At 71.1% G+C, this 15,033-nt stretch carries 20 protein-coding genes and 1 riboswitch; of the genes, 10 read left to right on the plus strand and 10 right to left on the minus strand.

The annotated features are described in order from the left end of the window. Position 1 precedes the first annotated feature (1 nt). Genes L8M95_RS07475 through L8M95_RS07485 form a run of 3 tightly spaced genes read left to right on the plus strand, consistent with a single transcriptional unit; the run spans position 2 to position 1,310 of the window. Positions 2-652: a Na+/H+ antiporter subunit E gene (locus tag L8M95_RS07475; RefSeq protein ID WP_260488851.1), complete on the plus strand. Its 651-nt coding sequence runs from the start codon at positions 2-4 to the stop codon at positions 650-652. Continuing rightward, positions 649-945, plus strand: coding sequence for a monovalent cation/H+ antiporter complex subunit F (locus L8M95_RS07480; protein ID WP_260488852.1), 297 nt, complete (start codon positions 649-651; stop codon positions 943-945). Before L8M95_RS07475 ends, L8M95_RS07480 begins: the two co-directional genes overlap by 4 nt. Then, positions 942-1,310, plus strand: a complete 369-nt coding sequence (locus L8M95_RS07485) for a monovalent cation/H(+) antiporter subunit G (protein ID WP_260488853.1) — start codon at positions 942-944, stop codon at positions 1,308-1,310. Before L8M95_RS07480 ends, L8M95_RS07485 begins: the two co-directional genes overlap by 4 nt. Positions 1,311-1,446: 136 nt before the next feature. On the opposite strand, the gene L8M95_RS07490 is transcribed toward L8M95_RS07485, so the two are convergent. From L8M95_RS07490 to L8M95_RS07500, 3 genes are all read right to left on the minus strand, one after another. Beyond that, a complete protein-coding gene (locus tag L8M95_RS07490) occupies positions 1,447-1,797 on the minus strand; it encodes a hypothetical protein (RefSeq protein WP_260488854.1) in 351 nt (116 codons plus the stop codon). Between the two features lie 89 nt (positions 1,798-1,886). Further along, on the minus strand, positions 1,887-2,681 hold the full coding sequence (locus L8M95_RS07495; RefSeq protein WP_260488855.1) for a LytR C-terminal domain-containing protein: 795 nt from the start codon (positions 2,679-2,681) through the stop codon (positions 1,887-1,889). A 15-nt stretch (positions 2,682-2,696) separates the two neighbouring features. Beyond that, a complete protein-coding gene (locus L8M95_RS07500; protein WP_260488856.1) occupies positions 2,697-3,041 on the minus strand; it encodes a DUF3263 domain-containing protein in 345 nt (114 codons plus the stop codon). A 140-nt stretch (positions 3,042-3,181) separates the two neighbouring features. Here L8M95_RS07500 and L8M95_RS07505 point away from each other — a divergent pair, with 140 nt between their 5' ends. The 5 genes from L8M95_RS07505 (at position 3,182) to L8M95_RS07525 (ending at position 7,191) form a co-directional block, all read left to right on the plus strand. Further along, positions 3,182-3,850: a peptide deformylase gene (locus L8M95_RS07505; RefSeq protein ID WP_260488857.1), complete on the plus strand. Its 669-nt coding sequence runs from the start codon at positions 3,182-3,184 to the stop codon at positions 3,848-3,850. Continuing rightward, positions 3,843-4,919 carry a GNAT family N-acetyltransferase gene (locus tag L8M95_RS07510; protein ID WP_260488858.1) on the plus strand — a complete coding sequence of 359 codons (1,077 nt, stop codon included), beginning with the start codon at positions 3,843-3,845 and terminating at the stop codon, positions 4,917-4,919. Before L8M95_RS07505 ends, L8M95_RS07510 begins: the two co-directional genes overlap by 8 nt. Positions 4,920-4,967: 48 nt before the next feature. Then, positions 4,968-5,768: an exodeoxyribonuclease III gene (locus tag L8M95_RS07515; protein WP_260488859.1), complete on the plus strand. Its 801-nt coding sequence runs from the start codon at positions 4,968-4,970 to the stop codon at positions 5,766-5,768. 3 nt (positions 5,769-5,771) lie between these two features. After that, positions 5,772-6,665 carry a polyphosphate kinase 2 gene (ppk2, locus tag L8M95_RS07520; RefSeq protein WP_260488860.1) on the plus strand — a complete coding sequence of 298 codons (894 nt, stop codon included), beginning with the start codon at positions 5,772-5,774 and terminating at the stop codon, positions 6,663-6,665. 109 nt (positions 6,666-6,774) lie between these two features. Further along, complete coding sequence (locus tag L8M95_RS07525; RefSeq protein ID WP_260488861.1) at positions 6,775-7,191, plus strand: CoA-binding protein; 417 nt, start codon at positions 6,775-6,777, stop codon at positions 7,189-7,191. A 19-nt stretch (positions 7,192-7,210) separates the two neighbouring features. Here the strand turns inward: L8M95_RS07525 and L8M95_RS07530 are convergent, their stop codons facing one another. After that, on the minus strand, positions 7,211-7,726 hold the full coding sequence (locus L8M95_RS07530; RefSeq protein WP_260488862.1) for a CD225/dispanin family protein: 516 nt from the start codon (positions 7,724-7,726) through the stop codon (positions 7,211-7,213). A gap of 101 nt (positions 7,727-7,827) precedes the next feature. Then, a complete protein-coding gene (locus L8M95_RS07535) occupies positions 7,828-8,124 on the minus strand; it encodes a GNAT family N-acetyltransferase (RefSeq protein ID WP_260488863.1) in 297 nt (98 codons plus the stop codon). A 74-nt stretch (positions 8,125-8,198) separates the two neighbouring features. Then, positions 8,199-8,313, plus strand: a riboswitch (TPP riboswitch). Between L8M95_RS07535 and thiC the strand changes: the two genes are divergently transcribed. Continuing rightward, a complete protein-coding gene (gene thiC / locus L8M95_RS07540; RefSeq protein ID WP_260488864.1) occupies positions 8,311-10,017 on the plus strand; it encodes a phosphomethylpyrimidine synthase ThiC in 1,707 nt (568 codons plus the stop codon). Its footprint overlaps the riboswitch before it by 3 nt. A 138-nt stretch (positions 10,018-10,155) precedes the next feature. Here the strand turns inward: thiC and L8M95_RS07545 are convergent, their stop codons facing one another. Both L8M95_RS07545 and L8M95_RS07550 read right to left on the minus strand, forming a co-directional pair. Further along, the gene (locus L8M95_RS07545) at positions 10,156-10,920 is read right to left on the minus strand and encodes an ABC transporter permease (RefSeq protein ID WP_260488865.1); all 765 of its coding nucleotides are present in this window, start codon (positions 10,918-10,920) and stop codon (positions 10,156-10,158) included. Beyond that, positions 10,917-11,831 (minus strand): ABC transporter ATP-binding protein, encoded by a 915-nt coding sequence (locus tag L8M95_RS07550; RefSeq protein ID WP_260488866.1) that lies wholly within the window; start codon positions 11,829-11,831, stop codon positions 10,917-10,919. Before L8M95_RS07550 ends, L8M95_RS07545 begins: the two co-directional genes overlap by 4 nt. Positions 11,832-11,917: 86 nt before the next feature. Here L8M95_RS07550 and L8M95_RS07555 point away from each other — a divergent pair, with 86 nt between their 5' ends. Further along, positions 11,918-12,571, plus strand: coding sequence for a DUF1707 domain-containing protein (locus L8M95_RS07555; RefSeq protein ID WP_260488867.1), 654 nt, complete (start codon positions 11,918-11,920; stop codon positions 12,569-12,571). A gap of 199 nt (positions 12,572-12,770) precedes the next feature. Here the strand turns inward: L8M95_RS07555 and L8M95_RS07560 are convergent, their stop codons facing one another. From L8M95_RS07560 to thiO, 3 genes are read right to left on the minus strand one after another with little or no spacing between them, the layout of a single operon-like run. After that, the gene (locus L8M95_RS07560; protein WP_260489191.1) at positions 12,771-13,541 is read right to left on the minus strand and encodes a thiazole synthase; all 771 of its coding nucleotides are present in this window, start codon (positions 13,539-13,541) and stop codon (positions 12,771-12,773) included. Positions 13,542-13,563: 22 nt separating this feature from the next. Beyond that, positions 13,564-13,764, minus strand: a complete 201-nt coding sequence (gene thiS, locus L8M95_RS07565) for a sulfur carrier protein ThiS (RefSeq protein ID WP_260488868.1) — start codon at positions 13,762-13,764, stop codon at positions 13,564-13,566. A 59-nt stretch (positions 13,765-13,823) separates the two neighbouring features. After that, on the minus strand, positions 13,824-15,005 hold the full coding sequence (thiO, locus tag L8M95_RS07570; RefSeq protein WP_396119767.1) for a glycine oxidase ThiO: 1,182 nt from the start codon (positions 15,003-15,005) through the stop codon (positions 13,824-13,826). Positions 15,006-15,033: the final 28 nt, after the last annotated feature.

The raw sequence follows: 15,033 nt of genomic DNA on the forward strand, positions 1-15,033 counted from the left end.
CATGGCCCGGAAGATGACGCTGGAGCCCCGGGTGCTCGGCGCCCGCCTGTTCATGATCCTGTGGTTGAGCTTCGCCTGGGTCCTGCTGTGGGGCAGCATCGACATCGGCACCATCGCCGCCGGCCTGCTCGTGTCGATTCTGGTCACGGCGGTGCTCCCGCTCCCCCGCGTCCCCGTCGAGGGACTACTCCGACCGGTGTCCACGGTGTGGCTGGTGATCGTGGTGGCCTACTACCTGGTCCGGTCGTCGTTCACCGTCGCATGGTTGTCGGTCCGCCCCACGGCGCCGCCGCGGTCCGCGGTGCTGCGCGCCCCGATGCGGTTAAAGTCCGACTTCACGCTGGCCCTGGCCGTCAACACCCTGAACCTCATGCCGGGCGGCATCGTCGTCCGCGTCGACCCCGTGGCCCGGTACGTGTACATCCACGTCCTCGACGCCGGTACCGACAAGGCGGTGGAGCAGTTCCGTCACCAGACCGGGCACATCGAGAAGCTGTACCAGCGTGCGTTCGAACGCGACGAGGACTGGAAGCCGAGTCCCGAGCACTACTCCGCGCCCGCCGACAGCGCCCCGACCACCGCCGGCGCGGCCGACGACGCCGGGACCGGCACGGCAGCCGCCACCGACCAGGACCAGGAGGCACCCCGGTGAACACCTTCTCGCTCATCCTGTGGAGTCTGGCGATCATCGCGCTGACCGCCGCGCTGTTCGCCACCATGATCCGACTCGTGGGCGGGCCCAACACCCTCGATCGGCTCATCTCGCTCGACACGCTCGTCGCCGTGGCCCAGGGCGGCATCGGCGTCTACATCGCCTGGACCAAGGACACCACGCCGGCGGCCGCGCTCGTCGCACTCGCGCTGGTCGCGTTCCTCGGCTCGGTGTCCGTGGCCCGCTTCCGCGTCAATGACAGCGTCGGATCCCCCGAGGAGGCCCTCTCATGACCGATGACCTGCGGGAGATCATCTCCGCACTGTTCGTGCTCGCCGGCGCGCTGCTGACGCTGGCCAGCGCGATCGGTCTCGTCCGCTTCCGTGACACCCTCAGCCGCATGCACCCGGCCGCCAAGCCGCAGGTCCTCGGCCTCGTGCTGATCCTGTCCGGTGCCGGGATCCGGATCTTCCCGGACATCGACCTGGGCATGCTCGTACTGGCCGCCATCGTCGCCGTGTGCACCGCGCCGGTGATCGCGAACCGCGTGGGCAACCTCGCCTACCGCGAGAGCGTCGAGGACGGCACCATCACCCACGAGGCCCCCGTGCTGGAGAAATTCATCGGAACCGGCTTCGAGGGCAACGGCGCCAACTGACCCGTCGCCAACTGACCCGGCGCCGACTGGCCCGTCACCGGCCGCTCGACGAGAAGAGCGTCCCGCACAGGCCCCTCTCGGGGGATGTGTGCGGGACGCTCTTCTCGTCGTTTCGGGGTGGTGCCGGCCCGATGGGTCAGGGAGCGGGCTGCGCCGGGGCACCGCCGGCCGGCTGCTCGGCGCCCGGGACCACGACGAGGCCGTCGTCTGTGGTGGCCTGACCGCCACCCTCGTCGCCGCCCTCGCCGGGGATTCCGGTCGGGGTGGTACCGCCCTGGAAGTCCTCGGCACTGTCGACCGCGGTGGTCTCCTGCGTCTCGGGGATCGAGGTCGTCGGCTTGGCGTCCTCGGAGTAGCTGGGCAGCGTGTACGGCGCGTCGGCCTCGGCCGGCTGCTCGTTGGGCGGGCTGCACGCGGCCACGGCGAACGCGAGGGCGAGTGCGGGAGCCGCGACCAGGAGGCGGCGGGCGGTCTGACGCGGGGCCATGTGGGCTCCTTCGATCTCGGGAAGCTGCAAGTCGCTACTGAGCGTGCATCCCGCGGGCGGGATGCCTGGGCTCATCATATCCTCAGGGGTCAGCGATCGAGGTCCTGGGTGACGATCACGATCACCCCTGGTGCCTCGCCCGCCAGATCTGCCGGCCGGGGCTTGGCGGTGATGCCCAGCTGGGCGGCGATCGCCTGGGCGGCCTGCTGCTCACCGGGGCCGGTTCCGTAGAAGGCGGTCGACTCGGCCACGACGCCGCGGTTGGACGGCATGTTGGCCACGTCGCCCACGGCGTAGCCGTTCTCGCGCAACGCCTCGCCGGTGCGTCCGGCCAGGCCGGTGACGGTGCTGTTGTTGAAGATCTGCACGGGCACGGAGGTCACGTCCGGTCCCGCCCCACCGAGCACCTGACCGGCGGGCTGGCCCTGCCCGGGCACCGCGGGGTCGGCGGCCTGCGGGTCCCGCCCGTCGGCGCCCCCACCGGTTGTCCCGTCGCCGTCCCCGACGCGCCCGTCCTGACCGGCGCCGCCGTCGCCCGGGGCGGTCGCGCCGTCGGCACCGTCGGCTCCGGTGCCGCCGTCGGCGTCCTGCCCGCCCTGGCCGTCCTGCTCGACCTGGGAGGTGGTGTCGTCGGCGGTGGGGGCGGAGTCGTCATCGCTCCCGAAGAGCTGGACCAGCCCGACACCGACCGCGAGCACCACCGCGGCCAGCAGGACCATCGCGATGGCGCGGTACGGCGGGCCGGTCGGCTCGTCCATGCCGGGGCCGTCGCCCGGACCGTGGGGATCGTCGGCGCCGTGCGCGTTGCCGTACTCGGGGTCGCCGTACTCGGCATCGCCGGGTTGCGGGCTGTCGTACTGCGGATTTCCGGACTGGGAGCTCACGCCGCCGAGTCTAGGTCAGTCGAGCCGCATTCCCAGGTTGCGCGCCGCGCGTGCCTTCTGTCGGCTGGAACGCATCCGGCGGAGCCGCTTGACGAGGAGCGGGTCCGCGGAGAGGGCCTCGGGGCGGTCGATGAGGTCGTTGAGGATCTGGAAGTAGCGGGTGCCGGACATGTCGAACTGCTGCCGGATCGCCTCCTCCTTGGAGCCGGCGAACTTCCACCACTGCCGCTCGAACTCGAGCATCGCCCGGTCCCGGTCGGACAGGACGGGATCGGCGGCGTGCAGCTCGGCGCGCGGATCCCCGGCATCCTGCCCGCGCTCGACACGCACCTCGCGTGCTGCGGCGGCTGTCCGACCCATGTGCGCGCCTCCTCGCCGTCCCGACGGATCCCTGTGCGGGTTGAAATACTGCCGGTGTGAAATACACCGTTGTGATTCCCCCGTAGTGAACCACACGCCTCCGACACATCGCCATGTCCGGCGCTCTAGAATCGACCACCATGGCCGTCCGTCCCATCGTCATCCTCGGCGATCCCGCGCTCCACGCCCCCACCGAGCCCGTCACCGAGTCCCCCGAGGAACTCGCCGGGCTGGTGCAGGATCTCTACGACACGATGGACGCCGCGAACGGGGTGGGCCTGGCCGCCAACCAGATCGGCGTGCGCAAGCGCCTGTTCGTCTACGACTGCCCCGACCTGGACACCGAGGACGGCGAGGGCGTCACCCGCGAGGAGGTCGAGGCGCGCGGAGGCTGGCTCAACCGCCGCGGGTGCATCGTCAACCCGGTGCTCGAGACCTCCGAGATCCCCGAGACGATGCCGGATCCGGAGGACGACCTCGAGGGCTGCCTGTCCGTCCCCGCGGTCAACTTCCCCCGCGGCCGCGCCTGGTGGGCGCGCGTGACCGGCACCGACGAGCACGGCGAGCCCGTGTCGGTGGAGGGGTACGGACTGTTCGCCCGCTGCCTGCAGCACGAGGTGGGCCATCTCGACGGTTTCCTCTACACCGACGGTCTCATCGGCCGGAACCGCAAGGCCGCCAAGCGGCACATCCGCGACGCCGGGTGGGGCGTGCCCGGCCTGAGCTGGGACCCGGCCACGGATCCGGACCCGTTCGCCGACGAGGAGGACGACTACGACGACGACGAGGTCGTCACCGACCATGGCTGAGCAGGACCGGGGCCTGTCGGAACGGTCCCGGTGGAACGCCGGCCGCCGGGTGGCGGTGGGCGATCGCGTGGTGGTGCGGCGCCATCTGGAGGCGGGCCAGACCTCGCACCTGTACACCGACGTCATCGGTCGCGTGGTCGAACTCGAGCCGGAACTGGTCGTGGCCCGGGAGTCCGGTGAGCAGGTGCGGATCCCCGACGCCGACGTCGCGGTGCTCAAGGTCGTCCCGCCGCGGCCGGTGCGGGCCCGCGACATCCGGGCGCGCGAGTACGCCGGCGCCCTGGCGTGGCCCGGCCGGGAGTACGAGATCGTCGACGGCTGGTTCTGCCGGGCCGGCGACGACTGGTCGTATCGCGGGAACTCGGCCGTGCCCGTCCTTCCGTGGGCCAGCTGTTCCGAACTCGACGGGGTGCGTGACTGGTACGCCGCCCGTGGCCTGCCGCTGCGACTGGTGGACGTGGAACGGCTCGTGACCTCCGACCGGATGACCCTGGGCGGCGTCCCGGTGGACCCGGCACGGATCCACGCCGACCGCGAGCTCCTGCTCTGCACGGTCGCCAGCCGCGACCTGCTCACGGTGGTCGACGAGGCATTCCCCGCGGCCACCCGGCCGCCGGTCACGCTGGTCGATCGTCCCGACGACGACTGGCTGGAGCTCTACCACGCCACCGCCGGCCTCGCCCCCGAGCGCGTCCGGCCCGCGATGCTCGCCACCGCCGGGCTCGTCGGCTCCGGGCCCGACGCCGGTTCCCCCGGCCCCGGCGGCCACGCCGTGTTCGCTCGACTCGAGGAGGACGGGGAGCTGGCCGCGATCGCCCGGGGCGCCGTCACCACCGGTCCCGACGGCGAAGCGCGGATCGCGGTCTCGTGCGTGGAGACCGCGGATGCCCACCGCCGCCGCGGCCTGGCCGAGGTCGTCACCGGCTCGCTCGTCGACTGGGGGCTCGGCCTCGGGGCGCAGGAATGTCACCTGCACGTGTTCGCGGACAACGCCGCCGGACGTGGCCTGTGGGCCAAGCTCGGGCTGGAACCGCACCATTCGCTGCGTCACCTCGTCGTCGTCGACTAGTCACTTCCCGCGGGCGACCGACCACCTACGGGTAATAGACTCGGCCCCATGCGCCTGGCCACCTGGAATGTGAACTCGATCCGAGCCCGACAAGACCGCGTGCTCGCCTGGCTCGAACGCTCCGACGTCGACGTCCTGGCGATGCAGGAGACCAAGTGCAAGGACGAGCAGTTCCCCACCGAGGCCTTCCGGGAGGCCGGTTACGAGATCGCCCATCACGGGCTGAGCCAGTGGAACGGCGTCGCCGTGGCCTCCCGGGTGGGGCTCGAGGACGTGCGCCTGGGCTTCGACGGGATGCCGGGCTTCCACAAGGACCCCGAGGTCTCGCAGGACCCTGAGGCCCGCGCCATCTCGGCGGTCTGCGACGGCGTCCGCGTGTACAGCCTCTACGTCCCCAACGGCCGTGAGCTGGGCGACCCGCACTACACCTACAAGCTGGAGTGGCTGGCCCGCCTGCGCGATCACGCCGCCGCCGAACTGGCCGCCGACTCCGACGCCCAGATCGCCCTGGTGGGTGACTGGAACGTCGCGCCGCTCGACGAGGACGTGTGGGACATGGAGGTCTTCGAGGGCAAGACCCACGTCTCCGGTCCCGAACGTTTGGCGTTCGCCGCGTTCGACGGCGCCGGGTTCCGCGAGGTCACCCGCGAGCACACCCCCGGACCGGGCGTCTACACCTACTGGGACTACACCGGGCTCAGCTTTCCCAAGCGCAAGGGCATGCGCATCGACTTCCAGCTGCACTCCCCCGCCCTGGCCGCACGCGTGACGGGAGCGTCCATCGACCGCGAGGAACGCAAGGGCAAGGGCGCCTCGGACCACGCGCCCGTCGTCGTGGACCTCGACTGAACCATGTCCACGTTCCAGCTGCGGCACTACATCGACCGGCTCCGCGCCGAGGGTTTCACGGTCCGCGACGACCACGGGGAGGACCCGGACCTCATCGACATCGACGGTCGGGCCGTCGACACCTGGCGGGAGAACTACCCGTACGACGAGCGGATGGACCGCAACCAGTACGAGGTCGAGAAGTACCTGCTGCAGATCGAACTGCTGAAGTTCCAGAACTGGCAGGCGGAATCGGGACACCGGCAGGTGATCGTGTTCGAGGGCCGCGACGCCGCCGGCAAGGGCGGGACCATCAAGCGGTTCACCGAGTACATCAACGTCCGGCAGGCCCGGGTCGTCGCGCTTGTCAAGCCCACCGAGACCGAGATGTACCAGTGGTACTTCCAGCGCTACATCGCCCACCTGCCCAGCCGCGGTGAGCTCGTGCTGTTCGACCGCTCCTGGTACAACCGCGCCGGAGTCGAGCGGGTGATGGGGTTCTGTACGCACTCGCAGTACGAGACGTTCATGGAGCAGGCGCCCAACTTCGAGAAGATGCTGGTCGACTCGGGTATCGGGCTGACCAAGTTCTGGTTCTCCGTCACCCGGGAGGAGCAGAAGACCCGGTTCGCGATCCGGCAACTCGACCCTGTCCGACGGTGGAAACTCTCGTCCATGGACCTGCAGTCCCTGGGCAAGTGGGAGGAGTACACGGTCGCCAAGGAGGAGATGTTCCGTCGTACGGACACCGAGTGGGCACCGTGGATCACCATCAAGTCCAACGACAAGAAGCGGGCCCGCATCAACGCGATGCGCTACTTCCTGAACCAGTTCGACTACCCGGACAAGGACCCCCAGGTGGTGTTCGACCCGGACCCGAAGATCGTCCGCCGCGGCAAGGACGCCGTCGGGGACTGACTGAGCCCGCGAAGGAAGCGCCCCGCGCGCAGGCCCGTCGGGGACTGACTGAGCTCAGCCAGGGACCAGCGCGGGGAATGTCCGGGCCGCGCCGGGCCTTGCACTGGGTATGACCCATACCAATGACCCGGCCGTCATCAAGCGCCTGCTCTCCGAGAAGGGGCGGTGGGCCGTCGCCGGCCTCTCCGGCAACACCGGGCGCACCGCCTACCGGATCGCCGCCTATGTCCGCGACCTCGGACACGAGATCGTGCCTGTCCACCCGAAGGCGGAGACGGTGCACGGTCAGCAGGGGTACCCGGATCTCGCGTCCGTCCCCGGCGAGGTCGATGTGGTCGACGTGTTCGTGAACTCGCAGCTCGCGGGCGGCGTGGTCGACGACGCGATCGCCAAGGGGGCGAGGGCCGTGTGGCTGCAGCTGGGCGTGATCGACGAGGCCGCGGCGCAGCGGGCGAAGGACGCGGGGTTGGACGTGGTGATGGATGCGTGCCCCGCGATCGAGGCCCCGCGGCTGGGTCTGGCCTGACGCCCGGGCCCGCCGGGGCCTAGAAGCCGCTCGAGGCCAGCCCCACCATCGCGAAGATGAAGATGAAGTACAGCACGACGAGCACCGCCACGATCGCCAGCGAGATCACGCCGAGCTTCTTGGCGGTCGCGCTGGCCGCCTCGGCCTCGGCGTGGCGGCCGGCGGCCCACAACGGGTAGACCTCCAGAGCGCGGGTCATCGCGACGAACGACAGCGGCCAGAAGCACAGGATCGATGCGACCGCCCAGCCGACGTTCGACGGCGGGCCCGGGCTGGCACCCGCCGGTGCGCCGTACCCACCCGATGCCGCGAATGACGGGGTCTGCGCGCCGAACCCCGTGGGGGTCTGGGCGCTGTAGTCGCTGTGCCCGTACGAGCCGTGTCCGTGCGTTCCCTGTCCGTACGTTCCCTGACCGTAGGCACCCTGACCGTGCGAACTCCGGTCGTACGGGTTCTGGCCGTAGGAACCCCGGTTGGCGTCGTCACCACCGGCGTAGTCGCCGCCGGCACTGTTTCCCTGGGGCGGGTAGGTCATGGCAGTCCTCCGGGTCGCTGGTCGTCTGGGATCAGACTACGTCCGCTCCCCCGACGCCTCTCCACCTGTCGAACGGGACCTCATGTCAGCGGGACCTCGTGTCACTGCGGGGCGACGAGGAGTTGGTACTCCGGGAAGCGGACGAGGAAACGCCTGACATAGCTGCACACCGGACGGATCTTGAGCCCGTCGAGACGCATGCGGGTGAGTACCAGGCTGACCAGCAGACGGGCGATGCCCTGCTGGCCGTACCGCTCCTCGATCACCGTGTGGAGCAGGATGTAGACGTCGCCGTCCTTCTCGTAACCGACGAGGCCCATGAAGGTCTCGCTGTCCCACAGTTCAAAGCGGTCTCTATCGGTGTTGTGGACCAACTTCAGCGACGTTCCAGCGGGCATCAGAACTCCTTCGGCAGGGCGTGTCCCACCCGTGATGCTACTCGTCGGGTTACGCTCGGCCGGCACAATTCCATACTCGTCCACACGGGAGTCCGCTTCGAAGCGCGGGCTGAGAGGACGACCAGCCGGGTCGTCGACCGTAGAACCTGTCCGGATCATGCCGGCGTAGGGAGATCAGGAACCACCATGGGCACAGCTCTATCCACCGACGGCGCCACCGCCACCCCGATCGGGGTCGTGACGTGCGGCCCCATCCATTCCAGCAGCAAGGCCCACCTCGAGGTGCCCGGCGACACCGGGGACGACCAGCGCGTGCCCGTGCGCCGGATCGCGCTCACCACCGGCACGACCTTCGACGTCTACGACACCTCGGGCCCGTACACCGGGTACCAGGGCCCGGCGGACTGCCACGACCTCGCCTCGGGCCTGCCGCCCACCCGTCGCGGCTGGTCCCACCCCGAGGCCGTCCCTGCCTCGGCGGACAACCCCACGCTCGTCCGCACCCAGCTGGCCTGGGCCCGCGCGGGCCTGACCACCCCGGAGATGCGGTTCATCGCCGTGAGGGAAGGGATCGACGTCGAGGTGGTCCGTTCGGAGGTCGCCGCGGGGCGTGCGGTCATCCCGGCCAACCACCGTCACCCGGAGAGCGAGCCGATGATCATCGGAAAGCGCTTCCTGACCAAGATCAACGCCAACATCGGCAACTCGTCGGTCACCAGCTCGATCGCGGAGGAGGTCGAGAAGATGGTGTGGGCGACCCGGTGGGGCGCGGACACCATCATGGACCTGTCCACCGGCCGGGACATCCACGAGACACGCGAGTGGATCCTGCGGAACTCCCCCGTCCCGGTGGGCACCGTGCCCATCTACCAGGCGCTCGAGAAGGTGGGCGGCGACCCGACCAGGTTGACCTGGGAGTTGTATCGCGACACCGTGATCGAACAGTGTGAGCAGGGCGTGGACTACATGACCGTCCACGCCGGAGTGTTGTTGCGTTACGTCCCGCTGGCCGCCAAGCGGGTCACCGGAATCGTGTCCCGGGGCGGTTCGATCATGGCGGCGTGGTGCCTGGCACACCATCGCGAGTCGTTCCTCTACACCCACTTCGACGAACTGTGCGAGATCCTCGCGCGCTACGACGTGACGTTTTCCCTCGGAGACGGCCTTCGCCCGGGATCGATCGCCGACGCCAACGACGAGGCCCAGTTCGCCGAGCTCCGGACGTTGGGCGAGCTCACGCGGGTGGCCAAGCGACACGGCGTCCAGGTGATGATCGAGGGACCGGGACACGTGCCGATGCACATGATCGTGGAGAACGTCCGGCTCGAGGAATTGTGGTGCGAGGAGGCACCCTTCTACACGCTGGGCCCCCTCGCGACGGACATCGCGCCGGGCTACGACCACATCACCTCCGCGATCGGTGCAGCCCGCATCGCCGAGGCCGGCACGGCGATGCTCTGTTACGTCACCCCCAAGGAGCACCTGGGCCTGCCCGACCGGGACGACGTGAAGACCGGCGTGATCACGTACAAGATCGCCGCGCACTCGGCGGACCTGGCCAAGGGACATCCGGGCGCGCAGGCCCGCGACGACGCCCTGAGCACCGCGCGGTTCGAGTTCCGCTGGCGGGACCAGTTCGCCCTGGCCCTCGATCCCGACACCGCCCTGGCGTATCACGACGCGACGCTGCCGGCGGAGCCGGCGAAGACCGCACACTTCTGCTCCATGTGCGGTCCGAAGTTCTGCTCGATGCGCATCTCCCAGGACATCCGCGACTACGCCGCCGAACACGGGATGGAGACGGTGGAGGCGATCGAGGCGGGGATGGCCGAGAAGTCGGCCGAGTTCACCGACCGTGGCGGGCGCGTCTACCTGCCGATCACCGGTCGATAGCCGCTCCGGTCCGGCGAGTCACCCGGCAGGTCGCACGGGTGGAGCGACGGGTCGACCTCGTCGTCGTCACCGACCGCGCCGCCACCCACCAGTCCCCCGACGCGCGAGCCCCGGTGCGACGTCGGATCGGGGCCGGACTCAGGCGTCCCGGCGCAGTGTCATCAGCGCCCCGGCGACCCACAGGGCCACGCAGACGGCGGCGAACCACGCGAACGCCGGCCACTCACCCCACGTGATGTAACCGCGCACGGTCTCGCCCTGGGTCCAGAAGTCACCGTTGGAGAACGGCATCCACGCGGCGAGATCCTCGCCGACCCGCGGGATCAGCGAGATCATGCCCTCGAGCGCCAGTGTCCACACCAGGAACAGCGAGATCGTGCCGGCGGCGTTGCGCATGATGTACGCCAACCCCATCACCGCGAGCGTGCCCAGCGCGGCGTAGACGGGGAAGCGCCACAGGTACTTCAGGCCATCGCCGGAGAACGGGGTCCAGCCCTCGTTGCCGGAGAGCGCCCCGGCCACGAGCAGCGCCAGGATCACCCCGACGGCCGTGACGACCACGGACAGCGCCATGAACAGGACGGTCTTGGCGACGATCGCCGGCCAGCGCGACGGCGTGGTCAGGAACGTGGCCTTGATCGTGTGATAGCGGTACTCGCCGGTCACGCCGACGATCGCGGCGATCCACGCCAGCAGGACGGTGAACGCGCTGACCCCGAGGATCGGGAACAGCGGGTCGCTGCCGCCGCCGGGCGCCCCGGCCATCGGCTCCCCGGTGGCGGACTGCTCGAACTGGCCGATGACCACCGCGAGCACCACGGCCAGGCCGATTCCGATCGCGTACAGCCAGTACGCGCTCTTGGTGGTGGTGACCTTGATCCACTCGGACTTCAGCTGGTTCATCGGGTGGACTCCTGACCGTGGTACTCGACATCCTGGTCCGTGAGGGCCATGAAGGCCTCCTCCAGCGACGCCCGCTTCTCGTGCAGTTCGTGGACGGTGATCCCCAGGCTCGCGGCGAGGTCGCCGACCTGCGGGGCGCCGAGGTTGTCGATGAGGAAGACGCCCTGCTCGGCGTCGAACGTGGCCTCGATGCCCTCGTCGCGCGCGGCGGCGGTGAACTCGTCGACGTGCGGGGTGCGCAGGATCACCGAGGACTTGGCGGCGGAGAGGAACTCCTCGACCGAGGTCTGGGCGCGCAGCTTGCCGCGCCCGATCACGACGAGATCCTGGGCGGTCTGCGCCATCTCCGACAGCAGGTGCGAGGACACGAGCACCGTGCGGCCCTCGGCGGCGCGCGCGTGCATGAAGCGGCGGATCCACAGGATGCCCTCGGGATCGAGCCCGTTGACGGGCTCGTCGAACAGGAGGACCTCCGGGTCACCGAGCATGGCGGTGGCCAGGCCGAGCCGCTGGCGCATCCCGAGCGAGTACCCGCCCACCTTGCGCCCGGCGACGTCGGTCAGGCCCACCAGGCCGAGCACCTCGTCGACGCGGGACGGGGCCACCCCGCCCGCCGCGGCGACCATCTTCAGGTGCGCACCGGCAGAGCGGTTGGCGTGCGTCCAGGACGCGTCGAGCAGGCACCCGACCTTGTGCGCGGGGCGTTCCAGTTCGCGGTACGGGGTCCCGTTGATCAACGCCTCCCCGGAGGTGGGGGTGTCCAGGCCGACGATCATCCGCATCGTCGTGGACTTGCCCGCGCCGTTCGGCCCGAGGAATCCGGTGACGACCCCGGGCCGTACGTCGAAACTGAGGTCGTCCACGGCGGTGGAGGCGCCGAAGCGTTTGGTGAGATTCCGTACCTCGATCATGGCCCCAGTCTGCCTGCCGGGGTGCGGACAGGGTGCGTCCACCTACTCAGCCCGCGTACAGGTCGCGCGGGACTACCCTCGTGACCATGGACGACGCCACGCCCGACCCGGACCGCCACCTGCCTTCGGTACGCGCCTCGGACGCCGAGCGCGACGCCACCGCCAGGCTCCTGCAGGAGTCCTTCTCGGAGGGGCGGCTCACGCTCGCCGAGTTCGACGAGCGGACCTCGCTGGCATACGCCGCGAGGTTCCGGTCCGACCTGATCGAGCTCACGCACGACCTCCCCGTCGCCCACCGCGGCCACGAGTCGACCCCGGAGGCCCGCCCGCGCCGGGCCCCGGAGCGCCGCGTCACCGGCGGCAGCGGGCCGGCCACCTCGCTGGCGGTCATGGGCGGGGTCGAACGCAAGGGGACGTGGACCCTGCCCGCCGTGCACACCGCGTTCGCGATGATGGGCGGCATCGAGATCGACCTGCGCGCCGCCTCGCTGCAGTCCCACGAGACCACGATCCGGGCGTTCGCGGTCATGGGCGGGATCGAGATCCTGGTCCCCGACGACATGCATGTGGAGATCGAGGGCCTGGGGCTGATGGGTGGCTTCGGCGAGGAGTCCGGGAGCTGGAAGCCCGATCCGCGCCCGGTCCGTCAGGCCCCGCCAGGAGCCCCGGTGGTGCGGGTCACCGGGCTGGCGCTCATGGGCGGGATCGGCGTGCGGCGGGTGCCGCGCACCGAGGACTGACCGGGGCGGCCCGACTGGCGCGGGAGGTTCGTGCCCGGAATGCCCGGTTATCGCAGGGCTGCGCGGCGGGAATGGACCATTCCGACCGCGTAAGCCCGGGAGGAGTGGCAGAGGGAACGCATAAGCCCGGACGGGGTGGCTGGCCAGGCGATAGGTCGACCGGCGGGTGCCGCGCACCGAGGACTGACCCGGGAGGGGCTCAGTCGACCGGCGGGCTGGAGGCCTGCGCCCAGAATCGCCTGGGGATGCGCCCGGCGAGTCGGGCGGCGTGCCCGGCCCGGACGGCCTCGCGCATCGCGGCGGCCATGAGCGGCGGGTTCTCCGCCCGGGTGACGGCGGTGGCGAGCAGGACACCGTCGCACCCGAGTTCCATCGCCAGGGCGGCGTCGGAGGCGGTCCCGATCCCCGCGTCGCAGATCACCGGGACGCCGGCGCGCTCGACGATCATCTCCAGGTTGTGCGGGTTGCAGATGCCGAGCCCGGTGCCGATCGGCGCGCCCAGGGGCATGACCGCCGCGCAGCCCACGTCCTCCAGGCGGCGGGCCAGGACGGGGTCGTCGGTGGTGTAGGGGAGGACGACGAAACCGTCGTCGACGAGGTCCTCGGCGGCCTCGAGGAGTTCCACCCCGTCGGGCAGGAGCGTGCGCTCGTCGGCGATCACCTCGAGCTTGACCCAGTTGGTGCCGAGCGCCTCCCGGGCGAGCCGGGCGGTCTTGACGGCCTCGGCGGCACCACGGCAGCCGGCGGTGTTGGGCAGCGGGCGGATCTCGAGCTCCTTCAACATCCCGAGTAGCCCGAGTCCGTCCGAGCCCAGCCGGAGGTCGACCCTGCGGATCGACACGGTGGTCAACGCGGTCCCCGAGGCGATCAGCGCCTCGCGCAGGACCTCCTGATTCCCGGCGCCGCCGGTGCCGGTGATGAGCCGCGAGGAGATCTCCTCGCCCGCGATGACCAGGGGCGAGTCCAGGATCGCGGCGACCGCCGTATCGGCCTCAGCCACCCTGGACCGCCGTGAGGACGTCGACCTCCGCGCCCGCCCCGAGCGGCGCCTCGTCCCAACCCGAGCTGGGCACCACCACGCCGTCGACGGCGATGGCGACGCCCTCGTCGGGCAGGTCCAGGACGGTGACGAGTGTGCGGACGGTCGCGCCGTCGGCCAGCGTGCGGTCCTCGCCGTTCACGGTGACGATCATGGGCCCTCCTGCTTCACATCTGCGGTGTATCCCCACCGTAGTCGGACCGGCCGCGGCACTCATCCCCGAGTGAAGCGGTCCGGCGCGGCCGCTCGCGCCGCCGCCGGGACGGCCAGACCCTGCAGCGTCGCCAGGACCGCCGCCACGGTCACCGGGGTGAGCGCGATGCCGTTGCGGCCGTGCCCGGTGGCGTGGATGAGTCGCGGGTCCGCGGGGTCGGCGCCGAGGAACGGAAGGTTGTCCGGCGACATGGGCCGGAGCCCGGCGATGGCCTCGGCCAGTTCGTACTCTCCGATGCCGGGGAAGACCGTCTCGGCGTCCGCGAGCAGGTCGCGCACCCCGCCGACGGTGACCTGCCGGTCGTCGCCGTGCTCGTACTGGGTGGCGCCGACGACCAGGCCGCCGTCGCGCGGGACCAGGTAGAGCGGGCGCCCGCGCACGAACGCCCGCACGACCCCGCGGGGCGGGTCCTCGCAGCCGGGCCGGGCGCGCAGCCGCAGCACCTCACCCTTGACCGGACGGACCGGCAGCCCCGCCAGAGCGGCGGACCCCGCGCCCGCGGCCAGGACGACGCGGTCCGCGTCGACGTCGTCCACCGAGGCCACCGCACCCCGCACCCACGTCACACCCTCGGCCCGGCACGCCCGCGTCAGGGCGGCCAACAGGACGCGGTTGTCGACGGCCCCCTCGGAGTCCATGCGGTAGGCGACCCGGGCGACGCGGGCCAGGGACGGTTCGGCCTCGCGCAGCTCACGGCGGGTGACGCGGCGCAGGTCCGCGTCGGTGATCCCGAGGGCCGGGCCGGAGTGGGCGGAGTCGGCGGGGTCGGGCTGGCGGGCGGCCCACTCCATGGCCATGTCGAGGTCGCGGGCGTCGGCCTCGTCCACGGCCAGCATGTGGGTGCGGCTGGCGGTGCGGACCGGCGGGCCGGGAGGGACGTGCGGCTCGAGGGCGGCGAGGAATCCCGGCCACCGCCGCAGCGAGTCCACCCCGAGTGCGAACACCGCCTCCTCCCCCGGCCACGCCTCGCTGAAGGGGGCGAGCATGCCGCCGGCCACCCAGGCGGCCCCCTTGGCGGGAACGCCGTCGGGGCCGGAGTCGTCGGGCTCGTGGATCACCACGTCCGTGGCGGGACCGGACCGGGCGATCGACCAGGCGCACGCCAGGCCGATCACCGAACCACCGACCACGGCAACGCGGCGGGCACCGCTCCGCGCGGCGGGACGTTCGGGGTCGTCGATCACGACGACCAGCCTAGTGGGGCCCTGG

The organism is Dietzia sp. B32 (genome assembly GCF_024732245.1).
Taxonomy (GTDB): domain Bacteria; phylum Actinomycetota; class Actinomycetes; order Mycobacteriales; family Mycobacteriaceae; genus Dietzia.

Coding starts and splice junctions, on each gene's coding strand:
- thiC (WP_260488864.1), top strand. CDS start 8,311: ATGGGCACAGCTCTATCCACCGACGGCGCCACCGCCACCCCGATCGGG.
- L8M95_RS07490 (WP_260488854.1), bottom strand. CDS start 1,797: ATGGCCCCGCGTCAGACCGCCCGCCGCCTCCTGGTCGCGGCTCCCGCA.
- L8M95_RS07475 (WP_260488851.1), top strand. CDS start 2: ATGGCCCGGAAGATGACGCTGGAGCCCCGGGTGCTCGGCGCCCGCCTG.
- L8M95_RS07515 (WP_260488859.1), top strand. CDS start 4,968: ATGCGCCTGGCCACCTGGAATGTGAACTCGATCCGAGCCCGACAAGAC.
- L8M95_RS07530 (WP_260488862.1), bottom strand. CDS start 7,726: ATGACCTACCCGCCCCAGGGAAACAGTGCCGGCGGCGACTACGCCGGT.
- L8M95_RS07510 (WP_260488858.1), top strand. CDS start 3,843: ATGGCTGAGCAGGACCGGGGCCTGTCGGAACGGTCCCGGTGGAACGCC.
- L8M95_RS07505 (WP_260488857.1), top strand. CDS start 3,182: ATGGCCGTCCGTCCCATCGTCATCCTCGGCGATCCCGCGCTCCACGCC.
- ppk2 (WP_260488860.1), top strand. CDS start 5,772: ATGTCCACGTTCCAGCTGCGGCACTACATCGACCGGCTCCGCGCCGAG.
- L8M95_RS07535 (WP_260488863.1), bottom strand. CDS start 8,124: ATGCCCGCTGGAACGTCGCTGAAGTTGGTCCACAACACCGATAGAGAC.
- L8M95_RS07525 (WP_260488861.1), top strand. CDS start 6,775: ATGACCCATACCAATGACCCGGCCGTCATCAAGCGCCTGCTCTCCGAG.
- L8M95_RS07500 (WP_260488856.1), bottom strand. CDS start 3,041: ATGGGTCGGACAGCCGCCGCAGCACGCGAGGTGCGTGTCGAGCGCGGG.
- L8M95_RS07485 (WP_260488853.1), top strand. CDS start 942: ATGACCGATGACCTGCGGGAGATCATCTCCGCACTGTTCGTGCTCGCC.
- thiS (WP_260488868.1), bottom strand. CDS start 13,764: ATGATCGTCACCGTGAACGGCGAGGACCGCACGCTGGCCGACGGCGCG.
- L8M95_RS07555 (WP_260488867.1), top strand. CDS start 11,918: ATGGACGACGCCACGCCCGACCCGGACCGCCACCTGCCTTCGGTACGC.
- L8M95_RS07545 (WP_260488865.1), bottom strand. CDS start 10,920: ATGAACCAGCTGAAGTCCGAGTGGATCAAGGTCACCACCACCAAGAGC.
- L8M95_RS07550 (WP_260488866.1), bottom strand. CDS start 11,831: ATGATCGAGGTACGGAATCTCACCAAACGCTTCGGCGCCTCCACCGCC.